At 40.6% G+C, this 25,449-nt stretch carries 23 protein-coding genes and 4 tRNA genes; 12 read left to right on the forward strand and 15 right to left on the reverse strand.

Features of this window, described 5'->3' with window-relative positions; translation table 11 throughout:
• Window positions 1–11: 11 nt before the first annotated feature.
• Genes L5B90_RS06285 through yiaK form a run of 4 tightly spaced genes read right to left on the reverse strand, consistent with a single transcriptional unit; the run spans window position 12 to window position 3,266 of the window.
• Window positions 12–1,292, reverse strand: a complete 1,281-nt coding sequence (locus L5B90_RS06285) for a TRAP transporter large permease subunit (protein ID WP_250351380.1) — start codon at window positions 1,290–1,292, stop codon at window positions 12–14.
• Window positions 1,289–1,771, reverse strand: a complete 483-nt coding sequence (locus tag L5B90_RS06290; RefSeq protein ID WP_250363905.1) for a TRAP transporter small permease — start codon at window positions 1,769–1,771, stop codon at window positions 1,289–1,291. Before L5B90_RS06290 ends, L5B90_RS06285 begins: the two co-directional genes overlap by 4 nt.
• 8 nt (window positions 1,772–1,779) lie before the next feature.
• Window positions 1,780–2,244, reverse strand: coding sequence for a YhcH/YjgK/YiaL family protein (locus tag L5B90_RS06295; RefSeq protein WP_250351378.1), 465 nt, complete (start codon window positions 2,242–2,244; stop codon window positions 1,780–1,782).
• Between the two features lie 23 nt (window positions 2,245–2,267).
• Complete coding sequence (gene yiaK, locus L5B90_RS06300; protein ID WP_250351377.1) at window positions 2,268–3,266, reverse strand: 3-dehydro-L-gulonate 2-dehydrogenase; 999 nt, start codon at window positions 3,264–3,266, stop codon at window positions 2,268–2,270.
• Window positions 3,267–3,500: 234 nt separating this feature from the next.
• Here yiaK and L5B90_RS06305 point away from each other — a divergent pair, with 234 nt between their 5' ends.
• Complete coding sequence (locus tag L5B90_RS06305; protein WP_250351376.1) at window positions 3,501–4,316, forward strand: IclR family transcriptional regulator; 816 nt, start codon at window positions 3,501–3,503, stop codon at window positions 4,314–4,316.
• Between the two features lie 213 nt (window positions 4,317–4,529).
• On the opposite strand, the gene L5B90_RS06310 is transcribed toward L5B90_RS06305, so the two are convergent.
• From L5B90_RS06310 to carA, 3 genes are all read right to left on the reverse strand, one after another.
• Complete coding sequence (locus tag L5B90_RS06310; RefSeq protein ID WP_265762409.1) at window positions 4,530–5,825, reverse strand: ammonium transporter; 1,296 nt, start codon at window positions 5,823–5,825, stop codon at window positions 4,530–4,532.
• A gap of 441 nt (window positions 5,826–6,266) precedes the next feature.
• Entirely contained in the window at window positions 6,267–9,479 is a 3,213-nt protein-coding gene (carB, locus tag L5B90_RS06315) for a carbamoyl-phosphate synthase large subunit (protein ID WP_250351374.1), read from the reverse strand.
• 75 nt (window positions 9,480–9,554) lie between these two features.
• A complete protein-coding gene (gene carA, locus L5B90_RS06320; protein ID WP_265762410.1) occupies window positions 9,555–10,679 on the reverse strand; it encodes a glutamine-hydrolyzing carbamoyl-phosphate synthase small subunit in 1,125 nt (374 codons plus the stop codon).
• A gap of 312 nt (window positions 10,680–10,991) precedes the next feature.
• Between carA and L5B90_RS06325 the strand changes: the two genes are divergently transcribed.
• Together L5B90_RS06325 and L5B90_RS06330 are read left to right on the forward strand one after the other, a co-directional pair.
• Window positions 10,992–11,732 carry an MlaA family lipoprotein gene (locus L5B90_RS06325; RefSeq protein WP_250351372.1) on the forward strand — a complete coding sequence of 247 codons (741 nt, stop codon included), beginning with the start codon at window positions 10,992–10,994 and terminating at the stop codon, window positions 11,730–11,732.
• Window positions 11,733–11,749: 17 nt separating this feature from the next.
• Window positions 11,750–12,244: a YfbU family protein gene (locus tag L5B90_RS06330; protein WP_250363901.1), complete on the forward strand. Its 495-nt coding sequence runs from the start codon at window positions 11,750–11,752 to the stop codon at window positions 12,242–12,244.
• 314 nt (window positions 12,245–12,558) lie between these two features.
• On the opposite strand, the gene asnA is transcribed toward L5B90_RS06330, so the two are convergent.
• Window positions 12,559–13,551 carry an aspartate--ammonia ligase gene (gene asnA / locus L5B90_RS06335; protein WP_250351370.1) on the reverse strand — a complete coding sequence of 331 codons (993 nt, stop codon included), beginning with the start codon at window positions 13,549–13,551 and terminating at the stop codon, window positions 12,559–12,561.
• Between the two features lie 160 nt (window positions 13,552–13,711).
• Between asnA and asnC the strand changes: the two genes are divergently transcribed.
• The 5 genes from asnC (at window position 13,712) to L5B90_RS06360 (ending at window position 17,081) form a co-directional block, all read left to right on the forward strand.
• Window positions 13,712–14,164: a transcriptional regulator AsnC gene (asnC, locus tag L5B90_RS06340; protein WP_250351369.1), complete on the forward strand. Its 453-nt coding sequence runs from the start codon at window positions 13,712–13,714 to the stop codon at window positions 14,162–14,164.
• Between the two features lie 32 nt (window positions 14,165–14,196).
• Window positions 14,197–14,955: a uridine phosphorylase gene (udp, locus tag L5B90_RS06345; RefSeq protein WP_250351368.1), complete on the forward strand. Its 759-nt coding sequence runs from the start codon at window positions 14,197–14,199 to the stop codon at window positions 14,953–14,955.
• A gap of 401 nt (window positions 14,956–15,356) precedes the next feature.
• Window positions 15,357–16,460 carry a transglutaminase-like domain-containing protein gene (locus tag L5B90_RS06350; RefSeq protein ID WP_265762411.1) on the forward strand — a complete coding sequence of 368 codons (1,104 nt, stop codon included), beginning with the start codon at window positions 15,357–15,359 and terminating at the stop codon, window positions 16,458–16,460.
• Window positions 16,435–16,812, forward strand: coding sequence for a mercuric transporter MerT family protein (locus L5B90_RS06355; protein ID WP_265762412.1), 378 nt, complete (start codon window positions 16,435–16,437; stop codon window positions 16,810–16,812). Before L5B90_RS06350 ends, L5B90_RS06355 begins: the two co-directional genes overlap by 26 nt.
• Complete coding sequence (locus L5B90_RS06360) at window positions 16,809–17,081, forward strand: heavy-metal-associated domain-containing protein (protein ID WP_265762413.1); 273 nt, start codon at window positions 16,809–16,811, stop codon at window positions 17,079–17,081. Before L5B90_RS06355 ends, L5B90_RS06360 begins: the two co-directional genes overlap by 4 nt.
• Window positions 17,082–17,178: 97 nt before the next feature.
• On the opposite strand, the gene L5B90_RS06365 is transcribed toward L5B90_RS06360, so the two are convergent.
• Window positions 17,179–18,678: a helicase HerA-like C-terminal domain-containing protein gene (locus L5B90_RS06365; protein WP_265762414.1), complete on the reverse strand. Its 1,500-nt coding sequence runs from the start codon at window positions 18,676–18,678 to the stop codon at window positions 17,179–17,181.
• Between the two features lie 177 nt (window positions 18,679–18,855).
• Here L5B90_RS06365 and L5B90_RS06370 point away from each other — a divergent pair, with 177 nt between their 5' ends.
• From L5B90_RS06370 to dtd, 3 genes are read left to right on the forward strand one after another with little or no spacing between them, the layout of a single operon-like run.
• The gene (locus L5B90_RS06370; RefSeq protein ID WP_250351364.1) at window positions 18,856–19,353 is read left to right on the forward strand and encodes a YchJ family protein; all 498 of its coding nucleotides are present in this window, start codon (window positions 18,856–18,858) and stop codon (window positions 19,351–19,353) included.
• Window positions 19,329–20,192: a virulence factor BrkB family protein gene (locus tag L5B90_RS06375; protein ID WP_265762415.1), complete on the forward strand. Its 864-nt coding sequence runs from the start codon at window positions 19,329–19,331 to the stop codon at window positions 20,190–20,192. The genes L5B90_RS06370 and L5B90_RS06375 overlap by 25 nt, the downstream gene beginning before the upstream one ends.
• A complete protein-coding gene (gene dtd / locus L5B90_RS06380; RefSeq protein WP_265762416.1) occupies window positions 20,192–20,626 on the forward strand; it encodes a D-aminoacyl-tRNA deacylase in 435 nt (144 codons plus the stop codon). The genes L5B90_RS06375 and dtd overlap by 1 nt, the downstream gene beginning before the upstream one ends.
• A gap of 393 nt (window positions 20,627–21,019) precedes the next feature.
• Here the strand turns inward: dtd and tuf are convergent, their stop codons facing one another.
• The 5 genes from tuf to L5B90_RS06405 all read right to left on the reverse strand — a co-directional run bounded on the left by tuf (window position 21,020) and on the right by L5B90_RS06405 (window position 22,697).
• Window positions 21,020–22,204, reverse strand: a complete 1,185-nt coding sequence (tuf, locus tag L5B90_RS06385) for an elongation factor Tu (protein ID WP_046097610.1) — start codon at window positions 22,202–22,204, stop codon at window positions 21,020–21,022.
• A 102-nt stretch (window positions 22,205–22,306) separates the two neighbouring features.
• Window positions 22,307–22,382, reverse strand: a tRNA-Thr gene (locus L5B90_RS06390).
• Between the two features lie 4 nt (window positions 22,383–22,386).
• Window positions 22,387–22,461 (reverse strand) — tRNA-Gly (locus L5B90_RS06395).
• A 41-nt stretch (window positions 22,462–22,502) separates the two neighbouring features.
• A tRNA-Tyr gene (locus L5B90_RS06400) sits at window positions 22,503–22,587 on the reverse strand.
• Between the two features lie 34 nt (window positions 22,588–22,621).
• Window positions 22,622–22,697: transfer RNA gene (locus tag L5B90_RS06405), tRNA-Thr, on the reverse strand.
• Window positions 22,698–22,912: 215 nt separating this feature from the next.
• Here L5B90_RS06405 and coaA point away from each other — a divergent pair.
• Window positions 22,913–23,866: a type I pantothenate kinase gene (gene coaA / locus L5B90_RS06410; protein WP_265762417.1), complete on the forward strand. Its 954-nt coding sequence runs from the start codon at window positions 22,913–22,915 to the stop codon at window positions 23,864–23,866.
• A 63-nt stretch (window positions 23,867–23,929) separates the two neighbouring features.
• Here coaA and gltS read toward each other — a convergent pair whose 3' ends face one another.
• Window positions 23,930–25,138 carry a sodium/glutamate symporter gene (gene gltS / locus L5B90_RS06415; protein ID WP_250351360.1) on the reverse strand — a complete coding sequence of 403 codons (1,209 nt, stop codon included), beginning with the start codon at window positions 25,136–25,138 and terminating at the stop codon, window positions 23,930–23,932.
• Window positions 25,139–25,449 lie beyond the last annotated feature (311 nt).

Below are 25,449 nucleotides of genomic sequence, written 5' to 3' on the forward strand. Positions count from 1 at the left end.
TCTCCTTGGGTTTAAGGTTGCATCCACGAAAGTGGCGTTAAAATTAATGAAGGGACAAAGATGAAAGCAAAGAGCAAAATAATCATCATTAACATATAAGGTAAAATGCCTTTTGCGGCTTCATCAAATGGCAGTTTTGACACGCCCGTAATCACATTTAATACATTACCGACAGGTGGGGTAATTAACCCAATCGACGTATTTAAAATAAATAGCACGCCGAAATACACGGGATCAATGCCCGCTTCTTCAACTAGTGGCATTAACACAGGGGTTAAAATCAACACGGTTGGGGTTAAATCCATTACCATACCCACAATAAATACCACCAGCATAATGACAATCAGCAATAAGGTTGGTGAGTTAATCAAAGGTTCTAATAACTCTGTAATCATTTGAGGCAACTCTGCAACGGTAATTAGCCACCCCGTTACATTCGCAGCTGCCACTAAAAACATTACCACGCCGGTTGTTTTTGCTGCGGAAAATAACACTTTATATAACGCGCTGATCTTCAGTTCGCGATAGATAAATACTGCCACAAACAAGGCGTAGAACGTTGCGACTGCCCCGGCTTCTGTTGGGGTGAAGATGCCTAAACGGAATCCCCCAATAATAATGACAGGTAATAACAACGCCCATACACTGTTTTTAAAGGAAATACATAGTTCTTGTTTTGTCGCTTTAGAAAATGTCATTAAATTAAGCCGTTTTGCTTGCCACCACCACAGTGCGGCTAGGCAACAGCCCATTAATACGCCGGGGAAGATACCCGCTAAGAAGAGTTTTGTAATGGATACCCCGCTCGCCACGCCAAACACAATAAACGGAATTGAAGGGGGAATGATCGGGGCAATAATACCCGCCGTACCAATTAATCCCGCAGAACGCCCTAAAGGGTAGCCTGTGGTTTTCATCATCGGTAATAACATTGCAGCCACTGCCGCGGTATCCGCCACCGCCGAGCCGGATAAGCTTGCCATAATCATTGCGGCTAAAATGGCAACAAATCCTAGCCCACCACGCTTATGTCCGACCAATTTCATTGGCAAATCAATAATGCGTTTGGACAACCCGCCCTCATTCATAATTTCGCCAGCAAGAATAAAAAAGGGAATAGCCATTAATGAAAAGCTATCTGCACCACTCACAATTTGTTGTGCCAAAATTTGAGCATCAAATAAATCCAAATGGATCATCAAGGCAATCCCACAAATTAATAGTGAGAAAGCAACGGGAATACCTAGAATAATCGCACCGAGTAAAACAGAAAGGAAAATAATAACGGTCATTGAATGCCCCCTTTCAATAATAAACGAAGGTTTGCAACTAAACGTATGCTTAGCAGTAAGCCAATAAAGACACCAGCAACAACACTTGCTAAGTAGGTAATCCCCTGTGGTAATCCAGAAATGGGTGCATAATTGGTTAAATTAAGCTCAAATTGTGTCCAGCCACCGCGAATAATCAAATAGCAACAGAACAACATAAGTCCGTCAGTCAATAGACTGAGAAGATGACGCTGATAAGCAGAAAGCTTATGGGTTAAAATCGTTACGTGAACGTGTTGATCATCATTAAAGGCTAAAATTGCACCAAGGAAAGTCAGCCACACAAATAAATAGCGAGAGACTTCCTCGGTGATGTTAATGCTACTGTTGAAGCCATAACGTAACACCACATTGAGAAAAACTAAGCACGACATCGTAGCAAGAATGCTCACCACGGTAATGCTGAGTGTTTTTTGAATAAAATTGACAAGAGATTTCATTTTTCACCTCAAATCTCACTGATTGCAATTTTGACGACAACCTTACGAATATTGCTAGATTGCAGATCAATACACGCAGGGCGATGAATGTCTTCAGGAAAGAAAATCGCAAAATTCCCTTTTCGCATAATCAATTCACTTTCATTTTCTGCATCTTGGTAAAACAGGATGTCTCTTTCCGCATTGTACGCTTGTGCAATCTGGTTATTGCCAAGATCTGGTGCAATACCGATACGTTCTTGCCCTGAATGTAGGTATTGCACATCAAGGTAACGACGATGAACTTCGGGCAAAATCTCAGATTTAGGCTTTGTTTCGAGATCTAAAACTTGGGCAAAAATCAACCGCTCTTTAATTTCATAACAACCCGCAGGCAGGGTGTCAAAATCGGTATTTTTTAGATAAGCCAAGGCAATGTTAATCGCCTCGGGAAACCCATTATTATTTACATTAGAAATATGTCCAAAGTACATCCTGTCACTCCTTCTATTTCAGCTTATAAGGCTTTGAGTTTTGCCCATACCGTATCATCAACGGGAATGCCATTTGCTTTATTCTCCGCTAAAATCGTGGTAAATTCGTGTCCCGGCAGACGTATCGCCACCTCAGGATCAGCACGTTCCGCAGTACGGACATAATCCATAATACGTGTGAGTTTCTCTTCTTTGGTTTTTCCATCAATAAGACGATCTACTTCGATAGCAATAAACACTTGTGAAACACAGTATTCATCATCTTTATCTTCTGTCACGGCAGCGGTGGATAGCCCATTAGAAAGCAAGGTGGCGATCATATCTAGTACGATAGATAATCCCGACCCTTTCCAAAATCCCATTGGTAATAAACGACGATTATTTTCTACTGTGGCAGGATCACGCGTTAAGTTGCCTTCATCATCAAATCCGGCATCAACAAATGTTTGTCGTCCAGCTAAACGGTGAACTTCTAACATCCCGTAGGAATACATCGAACAAGACATATCTACCATTGTAATTGGCGTAGTTGGGACAGCAACAATCAAAGGATTTGTGCCAATTCGACATTCTTTTGCTCCCCAAGGTGGCATTACTGCCAGTGCATTGGTCCAGCAAATGCCGATATAACCTTTCTCTGCAGCTTGCCAGCCGTAACTTCCTCCGCGCATCCAGTGGTTTGCGTTACGCAATGCCACCACGCCGATACCATATTGATCGGCAATTTCCATTGCACGATCCATCATTTTTTTAGCGGTTAAATTCCCCATTGCCTGATGGGCATCCCACTGTTCAACCGCCCCTAAAGAAAGCACTTTGGTCGGCACGGCTTCTGGCACAATGTCGCCATTTTCTAGTTGTTGAATAAAACGTGGAAAACGATTCACGCCGTGAGAATAAGCCCCCGCCTGCGTGGTATCTGCAAAGGCCGTTGCGCATTCTTCGGCAATCTCTTCACGGACATTACGTGCAAGCAGCACACGTTTAAATTCAGCTTTTAACTCATTATAAGAAACTAACATACTCACCTCTTATTTCATATTGTGAAATTATGTTTCATAAGTTACATTATGGCTATGTAGAAAGTCAATCTTAAAGAGAAAATAAAACCCATTAAAAATCAATATGTTAAAAACATTTTTCTAGAATTGTGATCTACATCTCAATTAATCGAAATAATATTTCACAATGTGAAATAGAAAAGGAAGTAAAAATTCATTATACTTCTGGCTAACAGAAAAGAGAGGAGCAACCTTATGTCAGACGATAAATCCAATGGAAATCAGAGCTTAAGTCGTGGTTTAAGATTACTTGAAATTTTGAGCAATTACCCGAATGGCTGCCCATTAGCAAAATTATCAGAGATTGCGCAGCTCAATAAAAGTACCGTACATAGATTATTACAAGGCTTACAAAGTGAGGGGTATGTACAACCTACGGCAACTGCTGGCAATTATCGTTTAACCACAAAATGCTTGAGTATTGGGCAAAAAATCTTAATGTCGTTAAATATTATTAATATTGCCGCCCCTTATTTAGAAGCGCTGAATTTAACCTTAGGCGAAACCGTGAATTTTTCTAAACGGGAAAACGACTATGCCATTATGATCTATAAATTAGAACCGACAACAGGAATGCTGAGAACACAGGCCTATATTGGGCAACGTTTACCCCTTTATTGTTCCGCGATGGGTAAACTTTATCTCGCCTATGAAAAAAACAAAGATTATCTGCCACATTATTGGCAAAGCCAAGCCGAGAATATCAAACCACTCACGGCAAATACCGTAACCCATCTTCCTTTAATGGAAAAAGAACTGAATGATATTCGACAAGAGCAATTTGCAATGGATCGTGAAGAAAATGAAATTGGCGTTGTTTGCGTTGCCTGCCCGATTTTTAATTATCAAGGAAATGTGGATTATGCCGTTTCGGTGTCAATGTCGTCTTATAAATTAAAACAATTAGGCATTCCCTATCTGTTGAATGAAATTCAAAAAACGGCGTTGCTTATTTCACAAGAATTAGGGTATAAGCCAGATCACGCCCTGCCACAGCCGAAAAAACAATAGAAAAAAGCACCGCACTTTGATTTGCCCATAAAAGTGAAACCGCTATCTCAATGGATTAAGGGCTGATAGGAGTGTTTCTGTTAGCTGTATCCCTTGCTAATATTAAGCGTGAATACACGGAAAAGGAAATAAATTATCTCCCAAGTCAGAAAGAAGAATTTCAACGTGAAACGCATAAAAAAATCAGGAGCTACGCTCCTGATAAGCCCCTGATTATTCCAAACGTTCGCCGTGAGAAATCAGATCTAAACCTTGGCGTTCTTCATCTAAGGTGACACGAAGATCCATACATTTATTCATTATCCATAATAGAAGCAGTGAGATAATACTGCTATACACTAAAGTAATAATGACACTTTCAATTTGTAACCAAAGGCTTGCGTTATTATTTCCTGTCACTTCACTCGAAACAAAAATCCCCGTTAAGATTGCTCCAGCAATGCCGCCCATTCCGTGAATACCAAAGGCATCAAGAGAATCATCGTAGCCTAATTTGTATTTCAGTTTGGTAACAGTAAAGAAACAAATTACACTGGTAATCGCACCAATCCATACCGCACTTTGTGGTAGTACAAAGCCAGCAGCAGGGGTTATCCCCACTAATCCTGCTATTGCCCCTGAGGCAAGACCTAATGCAGAGGGCTTATATTTACTGACAACTTCGCAAAGCACCCAAGTTAATGCCCCTACGGCAGCAGAAATTTGTGTGGTTGCAAGCGCCATTCCCGCACGGCTATCTGCGGCTAAGGCAGATCCCGCATTAAAACCGAACCAGCCAACCCATAACATCGCACAACCAATGAGGGTTAAGGTGAGGTTATGCGGCGCCATAACTTCTTTTCCATAGCCATAACGCTTTCCGATGAAAACTGCCGCACATAACCCGGCTACGCCCGCATTGATATGAATGACTGTTCCACCGGCATAATCGAGTACGCCATCTTCAGCCAACCAACCGCCAATCCCCCATACCCAGTGCGCCGTTGGAACATAAACCAGCAATGTCCATAAACCGACAAAAATTAGCACCGCACTAAATTTCATTCGCTCGGCAAATGCCCCTGTCATAATGGCGCCTGCAATGATGGCAAAGGCCATCTGAAATAGCATAAAAACAGACTCTGGAATTGTACTTGCTCCGGGATAGACAGTGAGTTTTTCTTCTGAGGTAAGTACATTTAACCCTTGCAAAAAGAGACGATCAAATCCACCAATAAAGGCATTATTTGGGGTGAAGGCTAGGCTATAACCACATACAAACCAAATTACCGCAATCAAACTACAGGCAGCAAAACTTTGCACCATAACGGATAAAATATTCTTTTTGCGTACCATTCCGGCATAAAATAATGCCAAGCCCGGGATCGTCATAAATAACACTAAAATCGTCGATAGCATCATCCAAGCGGTATCGCCAGTATTGATGACCGAAAAAGGTTGTAGCCAATCAACGGCTTTTGCTGTCAGGGGAAAGCATAAAAGCATTAATAACCCACTATATTTTTTCATTTTAATATCCTCTCATTGCGTTAAATTGCCGTTTTATTGCTTGCTTTTGGAGGGATAAGTTTTTATCACCCTTTCCACAAATGCCATTACCAAACAGGTAAATCACAAATAACAAAATAATGAAAAATAAAGATTTCGTCAAATAAAAAAGAAAAAAGAATGAAAATAAATTAAAAATAGAATGATGTTTTAATATGAAATCCAATTTTATTTATTTTGTATTCATCTCGTAGATAAAAATTTACTGATGCCATAAAACAGAGGCTTAATTTTATAAGCCGTTTCATTGCAAACTAAGATAAGACTTTCTTAATCCCTATCCTTCACCTTACCCAGATCCCACTGGCTCGTTGTACCGTTTTCTCTTATTGCCTTAAAGCATAATAATAGGCACTTTGATTAAAGTGCCTTATTTTTGAATTTAAACGACCAGTAAATGATTTACTGTCTTTTTAGCTTAGTTTGTAAGGATTGTAAGGAATACACCTCGTAATTTTGCAAATTGCCGATACTTTGCACTAAGGCTTCTGCCGCGGCCAAGGTGGTTTGAATAAAGACTTTTTGTTGCAACGCACTACGACGGATAGAATGGCTATCTTCAATGCTTTCAGGCAAACTACCTACCGTATTAATGATCATCGCAATCTCGCCATTTTTTATTGCATCAACAATATGTGGACGCCCTTCGCGAACTTTATTTACCGTTTGGGCAAAAATACCGTTTTCACGCAAGAAATTGGCTGTCCCAAGGGTTGCACATAAGCCATATCCCTGTTCTTGTAATCCTTTCGCAATCGGCAATAAGCGTGGCTTATCCTTGTCATCAACAGAAATAAATACTTTTCCTGTTTTAGCGATTTGTTCGCCTGCGCCAAGCTGAGCTTTAATGAACGCTTCTGCGAATGTTTCGCCCACGCCCATCACTTCTCCTGTTGAACGCATTTCAGGGCCTAAAATAGTATCTACCCCCGGGAATTTTATAAACGGGAACACCGCTTCTTTCACTGAATAAAAGTGCGGTTGAATTTCACCTTGAATTTGTTGAGCTTGCAAACTGATGCCAGCCATTACACGCGCCGCGATTTTGGCTAATGGACGTCCTGTGGCTTTGCTCACAAATGGCACAGTACGACTTGCCCGAGGGTTTACTTCTAAGACATAGATCACGCCCTCTTGCACGGCAAATTGAACATTCATTAATCCCACCACATTTAATGCTTTTGCCATCGCTGCAGTTTGCCGGCGGATTTCATCTTGAATCTCTGCACTTAAGGAATAAGGTGGCAGAGAACACGCACTATCCCCACTATGAATCCCCGCTTGTTCAATATGTTGCATAATCCCGCCGATGACCACCTGTTCGCCATCACAAATGCAATCCACATCCACTTCAATAGCATTATTTAAGAAATGATCAAGCAGAATTGGGCTATCTTCGGAAACTTGCACCGCTTCACGCATATATTTGTTGAGTTCCTCCACATTATACACGATTTGCATTGCACGCCCGCCTAGCACATAAGAAGGACGAACCACGAGTGGATAGCCCACTTCATCAGCCAATTTGACTGCTTCTATGGCATTTCTTGCGGTACGGTTATTCGGTTGTTTTAAGCCGAGTTGTTGTAGGATTTGTTGGAAGCGTTCACGATCTTCTGCGGCATCAATACTGTCCGCTGATGTACCAATAATGTTCACGCCATTTTCGGCAAGGGCGTTCGCAAGTTTTAGCGGTGTTTGACCGCCATAATGCACAATGACGCCATCAGGCTGTTCAAGGTGAATGATTTCTAACACATCTTCAAGGGTAAGCGGTTCAAAATAAAGGCGATCTGAGGTATCGAAATCGGTAGAAACCGTTTCAGGGTTACAGTTCACCATAATGGTTTCAAAACCGCTTTCACGCAAGGCAAGTGCGGCGTGGACACAACAATAGTCAAATTCAATGCCTTGCCCAATTCGGTTTGGTCCACCACCTAAAATCATAATTTTCTTACGATCAGAGGGTTTCGCCTCGCATTCTTCTTCATAAGTAGAATAAAGATAAGCCGTATCCGATTTAAATTCCCCAGCACAGGTATCAACCCGTTTATAGACAGGGTGCAGATTGAATGATTTACGCAAATTTCGCACCGCACTTTCATTACTTTTCACTAATTGGGCAATACGTTTATCTGAAAAACCTTTACGTTTTAAACGGCGAAGCTCTGCATAGTCTAATTGTTCAAGTGTTTTTTGCTCTAAGGCTAATTCTTCTTTCACTAAATCTTGGATCTGCACTAAAAACCAAGGATCAATTTTTGAGTAATGATGTACTTCTTCCAAGCTAAACCCTGCGCCAAAGGCATCGGCAACATAAAGAATGCGGTTAGGCCCGGGGTTACCAAGTTCGGTGCGTATTTTTTCAGGCGCTTCAGACAGCAAATTGAAACCACAAATACCCGTTTCTAATCCTCGTAACGCTTTTTGCAAGCTTTCTTGGAACGTACGCCCCATTGCCATTACTTCGCCCACGGATTTCATCTGCGTGGTTAAACGATCGTCTGCTTGAGGGAATTTCTCAAAGGCAAAACGTGGCACTTTAGTCACCACATAGTCAATAGACGGTTCAAAAGACGCAGGAATAAGTCCACCGGTGATGTCGTTACGCAATTCATTGAGCGTATAACCCACCGCCAATTTGGCTGCCACTTTTGCAATAGGGAAACCTGTTGCTTTAGATGCCAGCGCAGAAGAACGGCTCACGCGTGGATTCATTTCAATCACAATCATTTCACCATTGGCTGGATTAATGGCAAATTGCACGTTTGAACCGCCTGTATCCACCCCAATTTCACGCAACACAGCAAGGCTGGCATTACGCATAATTTGATATTCTTTATCGGTGAGGGTTTGCGCGGGTGCAACGGTGATAGAATCGCCCGTATGTACGCCCATTGGATCAAAATTTTCAATGGAGCAGATGATAATACAGTTATCGGCTTTATCACGAACCACTTCCATTTCGTATTCTTTCCAGCCTAATACCGATTGTTCGATAAGTAACTCGTGGGTGGGTGAGGCATCAAATCCCCGTTCACAAATGGCGATAAATTCATCTCGGTTATAGGCTATGCCTCCTCCTGAACCACCCATAGTGAAAGACGGACGGATTAACGTTGGAAAACCGACTTCGGCCTGAGCTGCCCAAGCTTCCTCAAAAGTATGGCAAACAAAAGATTTTGGCGTATTTAAGCCAATTTTTTCCATTGCTTCTTTAAAGCGACCACGATCTTCTGCTTTATCAATAGCATCTTCCGTTGCTCCAATCAGTTCGACAGCGTATTTTTTCAACACGCCATTTTTAGAAAGATCTAAGGCACAATTCAAGGCAGTTTGCCCGCCCATTGTGGGTAAAATCGCATCGGGACGCTCTTTTTCAATAATCTTTTCGACCGTTTGCCAAGTAATTGGCTCAATGTAGGTTACATCTGCCATATCAGGATCAGTCATAATGGTGGCGGGGTTAGAATTGACTAACACCACTTTATAACCTTCTTCACGCAACGCTTTACACGCCTGCGCCCCTGAATAGTCAAATTCACACGCTTGCCCAATCACAATTGGGCCTGCACCGATAATTAATATAGTGTTTATGTCTGTACGTTTTGGCATTTTGGTTTCTCTTATAATCTTTTTTAACGTTGTTTATGGAGTGTTGGTGTAACTTTAGTTACTATGAGGTTATTTCTATTTACTTTGTTCCAATGCAGCCACAAACTTATCAAACAAATACGCCACATCATTTGGACCGGGGCTAGCTTCAGGGTGGCCTTGGAAAGAAAATGCCACTTGGTCTGTTAGCTCAATGCCTTGCACCGAATTATCAAATAAAGAGCGGTGGGTAATTTTCACATTTTTTGGCAAGCTGTGTTCGTCCACTTCAAAGCCGTGATTTTGGCTAGTAATAAAAACTTCTTGTGTTGCTAAATCTTGCACAGGGTGGTTTGCACCGTGATGACCGAATGGCATTTTTTTGGTTTTGCCCCCTACGGCAAGCCCTAATAATTGATGCCCCAAGCAAATACCAAAAATCGGCTTTTTGCTTGCCAATAAGGTTTGAATATTTTGAATCGCATAATCGCAAGGTTCAGGATCGCCCGGGCCGTTGGATAAGAAAATGCCATCAGGCTGATAAGCTAACACTTGTTCTGCGGTTGTGTGAGCGGGTACAACGGTAATTTTACAGCCGCGTTCAGCAAGCATTCGTAAAATATTGTGCTTCACGCCAAAATCATAAGCAACAATATGATATTCTTGTTCAGGCTGAGAATGATAACCTTTACTTAGCGACCATTCTCCCTGTGTCCATTCATAAGGCGCTTGGCAAGTTACCTGTTGAGCAAGATCTTTGCCCGCCATAGAACCGAAACCTTGTGCAAGCGCGAGTGCTTTTTGTTCATCGATCTCTCCTGCCATAATACAGCCAGCCATCGCCCCTTTATCTCGTAAAAGACGGGTAAGGCGGCGTGTATCAATATCAGCAATGGCGACCACATTATTTGCTTTTAGGTAATCGGTAAGGCTTTGATTGGCACGGAAATTACTGTGTAACAAAGGCAAATCACGAATGATTAATCCACTAGCATAGACTTTATTGCTTTCTTGATCTTCATTATTAGTGCCAGTATTGCCAATATGGGGATAGGTCAGGGTAACCATTTGTTGAAAATAGGAAGGATCGGTGAGAATTTCTTGATAACCCGTGATAGCGGTATTAAAAACCACTTCTCCCGTTGTTGAGCCAGACACCCCAATAGATGTGCCGTGGAAAACGCTGCCGTCAGCCAATACTAAAATTGCTGGACTAGACATAAAAAACTCCTTAATTGTAGGTGAACACTTGCAAATGCTCATTAACCGAAATTTAGCGAAAAAAACACCGCACTTTTATTTTGCAGTTGTACTAAATTGCATTGGTGGTTAGCTCACAGGCTAAACGGGCTAATTCTAAAAGACAATAGCACGATATTCAAGCAAATTCGCAAGGAATAAGAAATATATTTATTCAGTAATATTGCATAAATAATCATTGTAATGCAAGCAATTTATTTTTCTCTGATTTATTTTGTAGATTTTCACCAAGTTGTTTACAATGTATCTTATTTTTTAGTCACAGGGCATATTATGAAAAAATCCGTTTTCGTCGTCTCACTCGTACTTGGTTCAGCTTTACTCACAGGCTGTGCCACAATCGATCCACAAACGGGAGAACGTAAAGATCCATTGGAAGGATTTAACCGAGCAATGTGGGATTTCAACTATAAGGTTGCCGATCCCTATGTGCTGAAACCAGTTGCCAAAGGTTGGAAAAATTACGTGCCACAGCCTATTAAAACAGGAATTATCAATGTTGCGAATAACCTTGATGAACCAGCCAGTTTTGTAAACCGCTTATTGCAAGGTGAATTTAAAAAAGCAATGGTGCATTTCAATCGCTTCTGGATCAACAGTATTTTCGGTTTAGGCGGTTTAATTGACTGGGCAAGTGCCAGCCCGCCATTACGCGTAGAAGAAAAACGCCGTTTTGGTGATACCTTAGGGGCTTATGGTGTCGAAACAGGTACTTATGTAATGTTGCCGATGTACGGACCGGCAACTCCTCGTCAAGATCTAGGTAATTTAGTGGATACCACTTACCCAATGCTGTCTTTACTAGGTCCTTGGGGATTATTAAAATGGGGTATTCAAGGTATTGATAGTCGCGCAAAAATGCTTGATAAAGACGCATTATTAGAGCAATCGCAAGATCCTTATGTTACTTTCCGCGAAGCCTATTTTCAAAACTTAGAATATCACGTTAAAGACGGCAATGTGGAAACCAAAGGCAATACCCTTTCACAAGATGAACTTAAAGAAATTGATTAATGATAGGAATAAATACTATGGAAATGACCTCAACTCAGCGCTTAATTTTAGCTAATCAATATAAATTAATGGGCTTATTAGATCCAAATAACGCCGCGAAATATGCCCGTTTAGAAACGATTGTAAAAGGGGGATTTGGACTAGAATTGAAAGAATTAGATAAAGAATTTTCTAATCTTTCAGAACAAGAATGCCAAACTGTTCGAGATACGCTTGAAATGTATCACGCTTTACACGTTTCTTATAACAACTTAGGCGACACAACCACCGTAACCCCACACCGCTTACAATTTGCGGGTTATTGTGCTGTGCGTGAGAAAAAATATCTTCACTACTTACGTTTTATCACCACCACAGAAGGGAAATACGCAGAATTTATGCAATGCGAACACGGCTGTGATTCACAAACGCCAATGTGGGACAAATACATTAAAATGCTTGAAGTTTGGCGTAGCTGCCCACACGAATATCATTTAAGTATGGCGGAAATTCAGAAAATTTTGAATGCTTAATTGCCAAAAACCACCGTATAATTAAGTGCGGTGGTTTTTTATAAAGTGTTTGACCTAGCTAAAATAATATACTTAAGCAAAAATTGTATTTTTCACGCACTGATTGCCCAAAATAGCCTAAAACCTATGGTATAAGATAATACTTTTTACTAATACGTTGGTCATTACGCCACTATATTCATTACTATACCCAGATGTATTCAAGTAAAATTAAAAGGACTTGGTACAGCACAGACCCAAGTCCTTAGATTTAATACCCCTAAGTTTTTAACGACAATTTAAAAAACCTAGATGTTTTCTTCACTTGTAACCTATTAAAGAATATTTTTAAATTCTTCCATTACTGATTTTGGCCACACGCTAGATTGCACTTCACCAATGTGTTTTTTATGTAGCAACAACATTGCTAGGCGAGATTGCCCAATTCCGCCACCAATTGAAAGAGGTAATTTGCCATTAACAAGATCTTGATGCCAATCAAATTTTAAGCGATCTTCATCACCTGTAATGGCAAGTTGTTTGCGTAAAGCCGTTTCATCTACGCGGATTCCCATTGATGACACCTCAAATGCGCGCTCTAGTGTTGGATTCCATACTAAAATATCACCATTTAAGCCTTTGTATTCACCTTCAGAAATCGTTGTCCAGTCATCATAGTCTGGGGCGCGTTTGTCGTGTGGTTTGCCGTCGGATAATTCACCACCAATTCCAATTAAGAACACAGCGCCGTATTCTTTACAAATAGCATTTTCACGCTCTTTGTCGTTCATTCCCGGATAGCGTTGAACTAAATCTTCACTATGAATGAAGGTAATGTCCTGCGGTAAAAAACGGGTTAAACCAAATTTTTCACTCACTGCGGCTTCTGTTTCTAATATTGCTTGGTAAATCGAACGCACGGTTTCTTTTAAATAAGCAAGGTTGCGACGACCTGCGGGGATTACTTTTTCCCAATCCCATTGATCCACATAGACAGAGTGAGTTTGATCGAGGCTATCTTCATCTGGACGTAACGCTTTCATATGTACAAATAATCCTTCGCCTTCAGCAAAACCGAAACGCGCAAGGGTATGGCGTTTCCATTTGGCTAAAGAATGAACGACCTCGAAGGTAGCATCTGTGATCTGCTTCACATTTACTTGAACTGCTTTTTCTGTACCTGAAAGATTATCTTGAATACCATTGCCAACTTGGCTTAGGATAGGACCTTGAACTTCTACAAGCCCTAAATGTTCCAAAAGTTTTTGGGTAAAGGTGTTTTTAGCAAAGCTAATTTCTTGTTGTTGTAAAATAAATGATTTTTCCATTGTATGAACCTTATTTATTATTGGTTTTGATTTTCGTTGCATATTATTTAATGATACGGGATCAAAATTCAATACCTATAAACAAAAATAAGATTGAAAATGGTTTTTCCATAAAAAAATAGCTATAATTTTAAATTAAATTTAATTTTGGGAAAAGAAAATGCACAATATTGATAACTTAGATAAACAAATCCTCCGTGTATTAATCAAAGATGCGCGTACGCCGTATGCAGAAATGGCAAAAAATTTTGGGGTAAGCCCCGGAACAATTCACGTTCGTGTCGAAAAAATGCGTCAGGCGGGCATTATTCAAGGGACGAAAATCCGTATTGATCAACGTAAATTAGGCTATGATGTATGCTGCTTCATTGGCATTATTCTTAAAAGTGCGAAAGATTACGATAAAGTCATTGAGAAATTAGAAAAATTTGAAGAAGTGGTGGAGGCTTATTACACCACGGGGAATTATTCCATTTTTATTAAGGTGATGACCCACACCATTGCGGAGCTTCATTCCGTGCTCGCAACCAAAATTCAGTTGATTGATGAAATTCAATCTACCGAAACCTTAATTTCAATGCAAAACCCGATTTTGCGTGATATTACTCCATAACTTATTCATTTATAACAAAAATAGGAGTCATTATGTCTGATGTTTTTCACTTAGGTTTAACCAAAACAATGCTAGATGGCGCGAAACTTGCCATTGTTCCGGGCGCACCAGAACGCGTTGAGCGAATTGCTCGTTTATTGGAAAATCCAAAATTTTTAGCGGCAACAAGGGAGTTTACTTCGTGGCTTGGCTATCTTAATGGTAAAGCGGTGGTGGTGTGTTCCACTGGAATTGGTGGGCCTTCTGTTTCCATTGCTGTGGAAGAGTTAGCGCAATTAGGCGTGCGTACCTTCTTACGCATTGGCACAACAGGGGCGATCCAACCGCATATTAATGTAGGTGATATTTTGATCACCACCGGCGCGGTGCGCTTAGATGGCGCAAGCCGTCATTTTGCTCCATTGGAATATCCTGCCGTAGCCGACTTTACTTGCACCTCAGTGCTTCACAAAGCCGCATTAGAAAATCAGAACGCCAAAGTGCATATCGGTATCACCGCGTCATCCGATACGTTCTACCCGGGGCAAGAACGCTACGACACTTACACGGGCAAAATTTACCGCCACTATCAAGGTTCATTAAAACAATGGCAAGAACTCAATGTGATGAACTATGAAATGGAAAGTGCAACCTTATTTACAATGTGTTCAGCCTTAGGGTTGCGTGCGGGAATGGTGGCAGGCGCTATTGTAAACCGTACCCAGCAAGAAATTCCAAACGAGGAAACCATTCACCAAACGGAACAAAACGCCATTGATATTGTGGTGAAAGCCGCCGCATTATTAGTTTAATTAAAAAATAAAGTGCGGTGAATTTTTACCCATTTTTTACCGCACTTTCTTAAATGACGTATCATAATTATGATGAATTTCAGGCTTTCTTATCTGGTTCTTGTCCCTCCGTACTCAATAAAAGATTGCAATTTCAGCCATAGATCGTAAAATCCCTTTGTTCGTTGAACAGCTATATCGCAAGTATTGTGTATAGGAAATGATCAAACTGTTTTCAATTCTGGTTTTCATCGTTATACCATTCTTGCCGTTTTCAATTTCTCTTAAGGATTTAAGGAAGGTTAGAAATTTGGCAATTCTTTAACGCAATGCGTTTTCTCTCGCCTAATTCCTATAAGGTAGCCCATTTTTAATCGCGAATGGCATAACCTTGCAATCCCTTTTGTAAACAGGAGTTTTCTATGAAAAAAACGATTTTTACTACCGCACTTTTCGCGGCGGCTACGTTGGCAAATGCTACAACGATGCCAACCCCCAATACTACTACGCATACTTATGAGTTCACCCAAACCTATGCGTTGCAAGTTCCCAAAGGTTCATCAGGCACCACCAATTTATGGGTGCCATTACCTTTTAGCAATGACTATCAAAAAGTAAAATCCATTACATTTGACGGCAATTATCAACAAGCGTACATCACCGAAAATAATCAATATAGTGCAAGTACCTTATTCGCCAGTTGGGCGCCAGATGCCCAAAAACGTGATTTAACAATTACCTTGGTGGTGGAAACGCAAGATCGTGAACCAAAGCAACAAGGATTACTGAAAGACTATCAAGCCCCACAAAACATAGAATATGGCGTTGATGTAAAACCTTATTTACAGCCAACAAAACATATTAAAATTGACGGAATCGTAAAAGAATATGCCGATAAAATTGTAGGCAATGAAACCAATCCACTCAAAAAAGCAGAACGCATTCATCAGTGGATCGTGGCGAATATGGAGCGAGATAATTCGGTGTTAGGCTGCGGTGATGGCGATGTAGAAAAAATCTTAACCACAGGTGTATTAAAAGGAAAATGCACAGATATTAATTCTGTATTTGTTGCCTTAGCCCGTGCTTCTGGCATTCCTGCTCGTGAAGTGTTTGGTATCCGTTTAGGTGAAGCCGTGAAAATGGGGAAATATTCTCAGTCTGCGTTTGGCAGTGCCAAAAATAACATTGCCAATGAAAACGGTGGGCAACATTGCCGTGCAGAATTTTACCTTGCCGGCTTTGGTTGGGTGCCTGTTGATTCAGCCGACGTAGCAAAATATCGCCTAACAGAGAAAAAAGACGTGGCGGATACAAATACCCAAGCCGTTTCAGATTATTTATTTGGAAATTGGGAGGGGAATTGGATGGGCTTTAATCACGCACGAGATTTCACTCTTTACCCAACGCCAGAACTCTCACCAATCAATAATTTTGGCTATCCTTATGCCGAAGTGGGTGGCGATCCGTTAAATTCATTTGATGCAAAAGAATTTGGCTATGAATTTATCTCACAACAACGTTAATCCGAAAAACGCCAATACCAAATTTTGGGCGATATGTACCACTGCAGTGAGTGCTGCGGTGGCATCAACATTGTGCTGCATTGCTCCGTTATTTTATTTACTCTTCGGCATTTCCAGCACTTGGTTGGTGAGCTTAAATCAGCTTGCCTTTTTACAAATTCCAATGCTTGTGATTTCTCTCTTTGCCTTTGGTTATGGCTTTTGGCTATTGAATTTCTCAGGGAAAATCATTTGTAGCAAATATTTATCACGCCGTATGTTACAAATTTTATATTGGTTAATGGCGCTGATTATTCTCTTTTTCTTAACCTATCCTTATGTTTTACCTTATATTTTGGATTATTTAGAATGAAAAAAATATTACTTTTTTTTACCGCACTTAGTTTTTCACTATCAAGTCTTGGCGCAGAACGAAAGGTGACATTGCATATTGAAGAAATGAATTGCCAGCTTTGTGTCTATTTAGTCAATAAAGTATTACGTAATATTGATGGCGTGCAATCCACTAAAGCGAATTTTAACTCGCGTTCAGTAAATGTCGTTGCAGATGAGAAAGTGAGTGATGAAATGCTGATTCAAGCCATTGATAGCTTGCATTATCACGCAGTAGTACAAAAATAAATCCTCCTATAGCCATCAACTAAAATAGAAAAATGCAATAAAAAAGGCTTAAAACCTTATCATTGGTTTTAAGCCTTTCGCTATGCAATTTAAAACATTATTTCTTTAACGCACCTAAAATCCCGCGCATAATTTGCTTGGTGATTTGGTTACGAATGTTGCGTCCTACGGATTTAGCCACGCCACTAACCACTTGTTCCGTCACGCTCAGTTGCTCGCCACGTTTTTTCTTACCAAACAACATTCTGCTTAAGCTACCCATAAAGCCATTTTCTTCTTCCTCTTGCGCTTGTTCTGCTTGTTTTTGTGCAACAGCGGCAAGATCAGCTTGCTCTTGTAACATTTCAAAAGCCGAAATATTATCCACATAATTATGGTAATAAGGATAAAGATCATCGTCTTTTACCCATTGGCTACGCTGTTCAAGAGAAATCGGTTTAAGCTGGCTTTTCGGTGGATAAATATACGCCACTTCCACGGGGGTTGGCATTCCTTTCTCATCAAGGAAAGACACTAATGCTTGCCCAACACCGAGGGTAGAAATCGTTTCTACCACATTCACATTTGGATTTGTGCGGAAGGTTTCAGCCGCAGATTTAACGGCTTTTTGATCGCGAGGCGTAAAGGCACGCAAGGCGTGTTGTACACGGTTCCCTAACTGTCCTAGCACGGTATCGGGTAAATCTAATGGATTTTGTGTAACAAAATAAATCCCTACCCCTTTAGAACGAATGAGACGCACCACTTGCTCCACTTTATCCACCAATACGGCTGGCGCGCCATCAAATAATAAATGGGCTTCATCAAAGAACATCACAAATTTAGGTTTCTCTGGATCGCCCACTTCAGGCAATTGCTCAAATAATTCTGCCATCAGCCAAAGTAAAAAGGCGCTGTACATACGAGGGGAGTTAATTAATTTTTCTGAATTCAATACATTAATCACACCACGCCCATCACGGGTTTGTAGCCAATCATCAAGATTTAATGCGGGTTCACCAAAAAGGTTAGTTGCCCCTTCATTCTCTAAGGTGAGTAAGGCACGCTGAATTGCCCCTACGCTAGCGGCTGAAACATTGCCATATTCCACTTGGAAGGTTTTTGCATTTTCTGCCACATATTTGAGCATTGCGCGTAAATCTTTTAGATCAATAAGTAACAACCCTTTATCATCTGCCACACGGAATACCAAATTGAGTAAGCCTTCTTGCGTAGCGTTAAGATTGAGTAAACGAGAAAGTAACAATGGTCCCATTTCTGAAATAGTGGTACGCAATGGAATGCCTGTTTCACCAAATACATCCCAGAAAGAAACGGGATAGCCTTGCAAATAGCTTTCCCCACCTAAATGAAATTGCGCAATTCGTTCTGCTACTTTGCCTTGAAATTCACCCGCTTTAACTAAGCCCGATAAATCGCCTTTGACATCCACCAAAAACACTGGCACACCGTCATCGCTGAATGCTTCTGCCATTTTACGCAAGGTAACCGTTTTTCCCGTTCCAGTTGCGCCCGCGATTAAACCGTGGCGGTTTGCCATTTTAACGGTTAAACCTAAAACCTCGCCTTGTTCTGTTTGTGCTAATGAATATTGCATATAAGCCTCTAAAATCGATCAAAATGTGGGGGCATAATAAAAAAAAAATAAAGTGCGGTCAAAAATTATCACCAATTTTCTGGATCTGTCGTTTTTATTTTTGACAAATGAAATCATTAAATTGATGTGGTATGCTTAGGCTAATTTGCTAAATTTTTGAAGAATTATTGTTGAAAAATGAACGAAAAAAGCACCGCACTTTGTCCTTGCCAATCGGGTAACACATATCAAGATTGTTGCCAACCATTACATCAACAGCGCAAAATGGCACAAAATGCCGAGCAACTAATGCGTTCACGTTATGCCGCTTTTGTTCTGCAACAGATTGATTATATTGTGGAAACCACCGTACCAAGCCAACAAAACCTCTTGGACTATCAGGCCTTAAAGCAATGGGCGGCACAAACACAATGGCTTGGTTTAGAAATCATAAAGCACGAACCTGAATTAGATAAAAAGCACAGTGCGGTGGAATTTAACGCACAATTTGCTAGCCCTGAGGGAAAGCAAATTCATCACGAAAAATCGCTATTTGTCAAAGTAGATGAACGCTGGTATTTTGCTGATCCTACGGTTAGCCTGCCGGCGATGAAACAGCCTTGCATTTGCGGTTCAGGGAAAAAATTTAAACATTGTTGTGGAGTGATGTTATGTCAGTTTTATGGCGAAAACTAAGCCTCTTTCTCAACGTATTTTGGTTACGTTTCAACCAAAATAAACTTACCCAAGCAGCGGGGTATCTCACGTACAGCACGATGTTGGCGCTTGTTCCGCTGATTATGGTGATTTTTTCTATTTTCTCTGCCTTTCCAGTATTTAACGAAGTAACTGGGGAGCTAAAGCACTTTATTTTTACCAACTTTGCGCCTGCTGCCAGTGATACGGTCGGCGAATATATTGACCAATTTGTTGCTAATTCTAAACAAATGAGTGCGGTAGGTATCATCAGTTTAATTGTGGTGGCATTATTACTCATCAATTCGATTGACCGCACCTTAAATAGTATTTGGCACGATAGCAGTGTGCGCCCAACCATTTTTTCATTTGCAATTTATTGGTTAATTCTCACGCTTGGCCCTATCATCATTGCAACCAGTATTGGCGTGAGTACTTATGTAACCAATCTTGCGAGCAATTTTCTCCAATCAGATCTGAGCCTACCCTTTGGCTTAAAAATACTCAGTTTTATCCCCTTTATACTGACGTGGTTTATTTTCACCTTAATTTATAAAATTGTGCCGAATAAACCCGTTAGCATAAAACATTCTGCCGTAGGTGCATTAGTCGCCGCAATTTTCTTTACCTTAGGCAAACAGGCCTTTGCGTGGTATATCACTAACTTTCCTTCTTACCAGCTTATTTATGGTGCAATGGCAACACTGCCCATTATGTTACTGTGGATTCAATTAAGCTGGATTGCCATTTTACTCGGCGCACAACTTGCCGCCGTTCTTGGTGATATGCGTTTATTAAAAAACGGTGAGATTGAATTACAACAAATTGAGGAACAATAATGATCGCATTAATTCAACGCGTAACCCAAGCCAAAGTAGAAATCAATGGCGAAATAACAGGGCAAATTCAACAGGGTTTGCTAGTGTTACTTGGCGTACAAAAAGAAGATAACGAAAACAAAGCAGATCGCTTAATGGAAAAAGTACTGAACTACCGAGTATTCAGCGATGAACAAGGTAAAATGAATTTAAATGTCCAACAAGTGAACGGTGCATTGCTTGTCGTTTCCCAATTCACTCTTGCCGCAGACACACAAAAAGGGCTACGCCCCAGTTTCTCTAATGGTGCTGCCCCACAGAAAGCCGAGCAGCTTTATGATTATTTTGTCCAGAAATGCAGTGAACGCATTTCAACCGCAACGGGAAGATTTGCTGCGGATATGCAAGTTAGCCTGACCAATGATGGCCCTGTGACTTTTTGGCTGGAGATGTAAAGATTACATAAATAGGAAGAGAGATAAAAAAGTGCGGTACTTTTTCTCTAAGTTTTTATGATCTTCATTGAAATAATCAATCAATGGAAGATAACCCATCACTAAATAAAGAATAGATTTAAAGAAAAAGAATATAAAAGAGAAAAATGAATAGAAACATTCAAAGTAAAAAAGAGAAATCATCCTGATTAAGCTATTACTTAAATTTAGTTCTTTAATGAATGACATTTTTATCTGGCTTTATATCATTCAGCTTCACTTCATTTAGCTTACTATTACTTTTATTTCATCCTTCTTTATAGCCTAATCTTTAAATCAAAAAAAACAAAAGGGCATCTTTCGATGCCCTCTTTCGCTTTCTGATAGCTTTCTAGTGTTACCTAGCAATAATCATTATTTGATGATTTTCGCTACAACACCCGCACCTACTGTACGGCCACCTTCACGGATCGCAAAGCGTAAACCTTGATCCATTGCGATTGGGTGAATTAAGCTTACTGTCATTTTGATGTTATCGCCTGGCATTACCATTTCTACACCTTCTGGTAACTCGATTGTTCCTGTTACGTCAGTGGTACGGAAATAGAATTGTGGACGGTAACCTTTGAAGAATGGGGTATGACGTCCACCTTCTTCTTTTGATAATACGTAAACTTCTGATTCAAAGTCGGTGTGTGGGGTGATTGAACCCGGTTTCGCTAATACTTGACCACGTTCGATTTCTTCACGTTTTGTACCACGTAATAATGCACCGATGTTTTCACCTGCACGACCTTCGTCAAGTAATTTACGGAACATTTCTACACCAGTTACAGTTGTTTTCGCTGTTTCTTTGATACCAACGATTTCTACTTCATCACCTGTGCGGATGATACCACGCTCTACACGGCCTGTTACTACGGTACCACGACCTGAGATTGAGAATACGTCTTCGATTGGTAATAAGAACGGTTGGTCAATCGCACGCTCTGGCTCTGGGATGTAAGTATCTAAGTGGTTTGCTAACTCAAGGATTTTTTCTTCCCATTGTGCATCGCCTTCTAACGCTTTTAACGCTGAACCACGTACGATTGGGGTATCATCACCTGGGAAGTCATATTGAGAAAGAAGCTCACGCACTTCCATTTCAACTAGTTCTAATAACTCTTCGTCATCTACCATATCGCATTTGTTTAAGAATACGATGATGTATGGTACACCTACTTGGCGACCTAATAAGATGTGTTCACGAGTTTGTGGCATTGGACCATCTGTTGCTGCTACTACTAAGATTGCTCCGTCCATTTGCGCTGCACCAGTAATCATATTTTTCACATAGTCCGCGTGTCCCGGGCAATCAACGTGTGCGTAGTGACGAGTTGGGGTATCGTATTCAACGTGTGAGGTGTTGATGGTGATACCACGCGCTTTTTCTTCTGGCGCGTTATCAATTTGGTCAAATGCGCGTGCCGCACCACCGTAGTGTTTTGCTAATACGGTTGTGATCGCTGCTGTTAAAGTTGTTTTACCATGGTCAACGTGGCCGATTGTACCCACGTTTACGTGCGGTTTTGTACGTTCAAATTTTTCTTTAGACATTAAGAGTCCCTCTAGATAAACACGGTTATCGATGGTTCAAAATACCACATTAACCAATTGAATAAGTCTAAGCTATTAATAAGAGAAAGGTGAAATTAAGGCTGGTGCTGATAGGCGGATTTGAACCGCCGACCTCACCCTTACCAAGGGTGCGCTCTACCAACTGAGCTATATCAGCGCTTTGGAGCGGGCAGCGGGAATCGAACCCGCATCATCAGCTTGGAAGGCTGAGGTAATAGCCATTATACGATGCCCGCAGTCCTAAATTCATCTGTCCCATCAGAATTCATCTAAAAAATGGTGGAGGGAGAAGGATTCGAACCTTCGAAGGCTGAGCCGGCAGATTTACAGTCTGCTCCCTTTGGCCGCTCGGGAATCCCTCCGCACTAAATGAATGAACTTGGCTACGCTTGGTTATGGTGCCGACTACCGGAATCGAACTGGTGACCTACTGATTACAAGTCAGTTGCTCTACCTACTGAGCTAAGTCGGCGTCGTAAGCAAGTGAGGCGTATTATAGGGAAATTTTTATTGCTGACAAGCGTTTTTTTGAAAAAAAATTAATTTTTTTTATTGTTCGGCTATTTCTCACTCAAAATGCACAAAATTTATAAAAAAAGTGCCAATTTATTCTAAATTTTACTAATCAGAAGCCAATTTATAGGGTATATTTCTATTCATCATTCTATAAATTATGAAGACAACATTGTGGCCTTTTCTGATTCAACGTTATTAAATGAGCAATTAACGCCTTTTCTTTCTTTTGATCGCCAGCAATGGGCAGAATTACGCAAATCCGTTCCATTAAAACTGACCGAGCAAGATCTTAAGCCTTTGTTAGGTTTCAATGAGGATCTTTCATTAAATGAAGTAAGTACCATTTATCTGCCTTTGGCACGTCTAATTAATTACTATATTGAAGAAAATTTACGCCGCCAAACCGTATTAAAACGATTTTTAGCTGGCGATACCCCAAAAGTACCTTATATTATTAGCATTGCAGGCAGTGTCGCGGTGGGGAAAAGCACTTCAGCACGCATTTTGCAATCGCTCCTATCAAACTGGCCGCAAGTGCGTAATGTGGATCTTATCACCACCGACGGCTTTCTTTATCCCTTAGAAAAACTTAAAAAAGACAATCTGTTACAAAAGAAAGGCTTTCCTGTTTCTTATGACACCCAACGCCTAATCCATTTTTTGGCAGAAATAAAATCAGGTAAACGCAATGTGAGCGCACCGATTTATTCTCACTTAACTTACGACATTGTACCTGACCAATTTGATTATGTGGATCAACCTGACATTCTTATTTTGGAAGGATTAAATGTGCTACAACGTGACAATAGCAATACAAATCAAGTTTTTGTTTCTGATTTTGTGGATTTTTCTATTTTTGTTGATGCCGAAGAACACTTATTAAAAGAATGGTACATTCGCCGTTTTCTCAAATTCCGCCAAAGTGCATTTAATAATCCTCATTCTTACTTTAAGCACTATGCCAGCCTTTCCGAACAAGAAGCCATTGCCACCGCGAGTAAAATTTGGGAGGAAATCAACGGCAAAAACCTCCGAGAGAATATTTTACCGACCCGAGAGCGGGCTAATTTAATTTTGACCAAAGGCGCCAATCACGCGGTGGAAAAGATTAAATTGAAAAGATAGATATGAAAAATCGTTGTTAAGTTTGATTAACAACGATTTTTTATTATATCAATCGGCTCCTGTTTAATGGAATATCGCGACCACTTCCACAAAAAGCTTCAGTAAACTCGCATTAAGAATATCAATAAAAAATGCCCCCACCATTGGCACAATCAAAAAAGCTTTGTGAGAAGGCCCATAGTGAGACGTTACCGCCTGCATATTCGCAACAGCAGTTGGCGTTGCCCCTAAACCAAAGCCACAATGCCCCGCACTCAGTACCACAGCATCATAATCTTTCCCCATCACTCGGAAAGTAACAAGAATAGCATATAACGCCATTACTGCCACTTGAATGAGCAAGATCACTAAAATTGGCAATGCTAAGCCGACTAATTCCCACAATTTGAGCGACATCAATGCAATGGCTAAAAAAATCGAAAGTCCGACACTTCCCAAAATATCAATGGCCTCTTCCGCTACTTTAAATTTAAACAGATGAGATAAAGAATTACGCACAATCACCCCAGTAAACAAACACCATACAAAGGTTGGAAGTTGGAATGCGGTGCCTTTCGCCAATAAATCTAATTGTTGCCCAATAAACAAACAAATCGATAACATCGTAATTGTTTCAATAATTGAACGCGTATTGACTTTACGGCGATACACGGGTTTTTCAAACGCCTCTTCCACATCATCTAAATTTTCATCTTCAGGAATTTCTTTGCGGTGTAAACGCTTAAGTAAAAAGCTCGCCACCGGCCCGCCGATAACCCCACCAAAAATCAAACCGAAAGTTGCACAAGCCATTGCTAATTCTGTCGCACTTTGAATACCAAAACGTGCTGCCAACGCATCGGCCCAAGCCGCCCCCGTACCGTGTCCTCCGGTTAAGGTCACGGAACTGGCTAACAAGCCATAAGCGGGATCTAAGCCTAATGCCATTGCACTGAAAATGCCTACCGTGTTTTGTAATGCAATTAATCCCGCTGCAACAAAAAGGAACATTACTAACGGCATTCCGCCTTTGATTAAACGAGAAAAATTCGCACTCAAACCGATAGAAGTAAAGAAAGTTAGCATCATTGTACGTTGTAAATCCGTATCAAAACTGAAACTTAATCCCCAGAATTGATGAACGCCTGTTAAAACGATTGCAACTACAAAACCGCCTACAACCGGCTCAGGAATATTATAGTGATTCAATAAACGAACACGTTTGACTAAAAAATACCCCAACAATAAAACTAAACAAGCTAACGCCAATGTTTCATAAGTATCAAAAACCATATCCTTCTCTTTTTATTTCTTTGTCTTCTACTCCTTTAGGAGTAAAAGCATACCCTATGGAAAATCAAAGTGGGTTAATATAGCAAAAAAACCTTTATTAATGTAGGCTCACTGCGTTATTTGCCTGTTTTTCTCATTTCATATTGTTGCCGCACATTGAATTTTACTCCCTGTGATCGTTATCACAAATTTTCTTTTTCACCCGCACTTTTCGCAAAAATTCGCGTATATTTTGTACATTGATAACAACCTTCTTAAAGCGGATGTTGAGGCTTATCCCAATGATTATCAATGGCAACGGGTACAGCGTT

Source organism: Avibacterium sp. 20-129, assembly GCF_026226845.1.
GTDB lineage: Bacteria > Pseudomonadota > Gammaproteobacteria > Enterobacterales > Pasteurellaceae > Avibacterium.

What these genes read in the sequence shown, in the direction of transcription:
- asnC (WP_250351369.1), top strand. Translation starts at nt 13,712, where the DNA reads ATGCACAATATTGATAACTTAGATAAACAAATCCTCCGTGTATTAATC.
- asnA (WP_250351370.1), bottom strand. Translation starts at nt 13,551, where the DNA reads ATGGAAAAATCATTTATTTTACAACAACAAGAAATTAGCTTTGCTAAA.
- L5B90_RS06305 (WP_250351376.1), top strand. Translation starts at nt 3,501, where the DNA reads ATGTCAGACGATAAATCCAATGGAAATCAGAGCTTAAGTCGTGGTTTA.
- L5B90_RS06350 (WP_265762411.1), top strand. Translation starts at nt 15,357, where the DNA reads ATGAAAAAAACGATTTTTACTACCGCACTTTTCGCGGCGGCTACGTTG.
- L5B90_RS06365 (WP_265762414.1), bottom strand. Translation starts at nt 18,678, where the DNA reads ATGCAATATTCATTAGCACAAACAGAACAAGGCGAGGTTTTAGGTTTA.
- L5B90_RS06290 (WP_250363905.1), bottom strand. Translation starts at nt 1,771, where the DNA reads ATGAAATCTCTTGTCAATTTTATTCAAAAAACACTCAGCATTACCGTG.
- L5B90_RS06370 (WP_250351364.1), top strand. Translation starts at nt 18,856, where the DNA reads ATGAACGAAAAAAGCACCGCACTTTGTCCTTGCCAATCGGGTAACACA.
- carB (WP_250351374.1), bottom strand. Translation starts at nt 9,479, where the DNA reads ATGCCAAAACGTACAGACATAAACACTATATTAATTATCGGTGCAGGC.
- tuf (WP_046097610.1), bottom strand. Translation starts at nt 22,204, where the DNA reads ATGTCTAAAGAAAAATTTGAACGTACAAAACCGCACGTAAACGTGGGT.
- L5B90_RS06285 (WP_250351380.1), bottom strand. Translation starts at nt 1,292, where the DNA reads ATGACCGTTATTATTTTCCTTTCTGTTTTACTCGGTGCGATTATTCTA.
- L5B90_RS06355 (WP_265762412.1), top strand. Translation starts at nt 16,435, where the DNA reads ATGAATTTATCTCACAACAACGTTAATCCGAAAAACGCCAATACCAAA.
- dtd (WP_265762416.1), top strand. Translation starts at nt 20,192, where the DNA reads ATGATCGCATTAATTCAACGCGTAACCCAAGCCAAAGTAGAAATCAAT.
- carA (WP_265762410.1), bottom strand. Translation starts at nt 10,679, where the DNA reads ATGTCTAGTCCAGCAATTTTAGTATTGGCTGACGGCAGCGTTTTCCAC.
- L5B90_RS06325 (WP_250351372.1), top strand. Translation starts at nt 10,992, where the DNA reads ATGAAAAAATCCGTTTTCGTCGTCTCACTCGTACTTGGTTCAGCTTTA.
- gltS (WP_250351360.1), bottom strand. Translation starts at nt 25,138, where the DNA reads ATGGTTTTTGATACTTATGAAACATTGGCGTTAGCTTGTTTAGTTTTA.
- L5B90_RS06375 (WP_265762415.1), top strand. Translation starts at nt 19,329, where the DNA reads ATGTCAGTTTTATGGCGAAAACTAAGCCTCTTTCTCAACGTATTTTGG.
- L5B90_RS06360 (WP_265762413.1), top strand. Translation starts at nt 16,809, where the DNA reads ATGAAAAAAATATTACTTTTTTTTACCGCACTTAGTTTTTCACTATCA.
- yiaK (WP_250351377.1), bottom strand. Translation starts at nt 3,266, where the DNA reads ATGTTAGTTTCTTATAATGAGTTAAAAGCTGAATTTAAACGTGTGCTG.
- L5B90_RS06310 (WP_265762409.1), bottom strand. Translation starts at nt 5,825, where the DNA reads ATGAAAAAATATAGTGGGTTATTAATGCTTTTATGCTTTCCCCTGACA.
- L5B90_RS06330 (WP_250363901.1), top strand. Translation starts at nt 11,750, where the DNA reads ATGGAAATGACCTCAACTCAGCGCTTAATTTTAGCTAATCAATATAAA.
- udp (WP_250351368.1), top strand. Translation starts at nt 14,197, where the DNA reads ATGTCTGATGTTTTTCACTTAGGTTTAACCAAAACAATGCTAGATGGC.
- L5B90_RS06295 (WP_250351378.1), bottom strand. Translation starts at nt 2,244, where the DNA reads ATGTACTTTGGACATATTTCTAATGTAAATAATAATGGGTTTCCCGAG.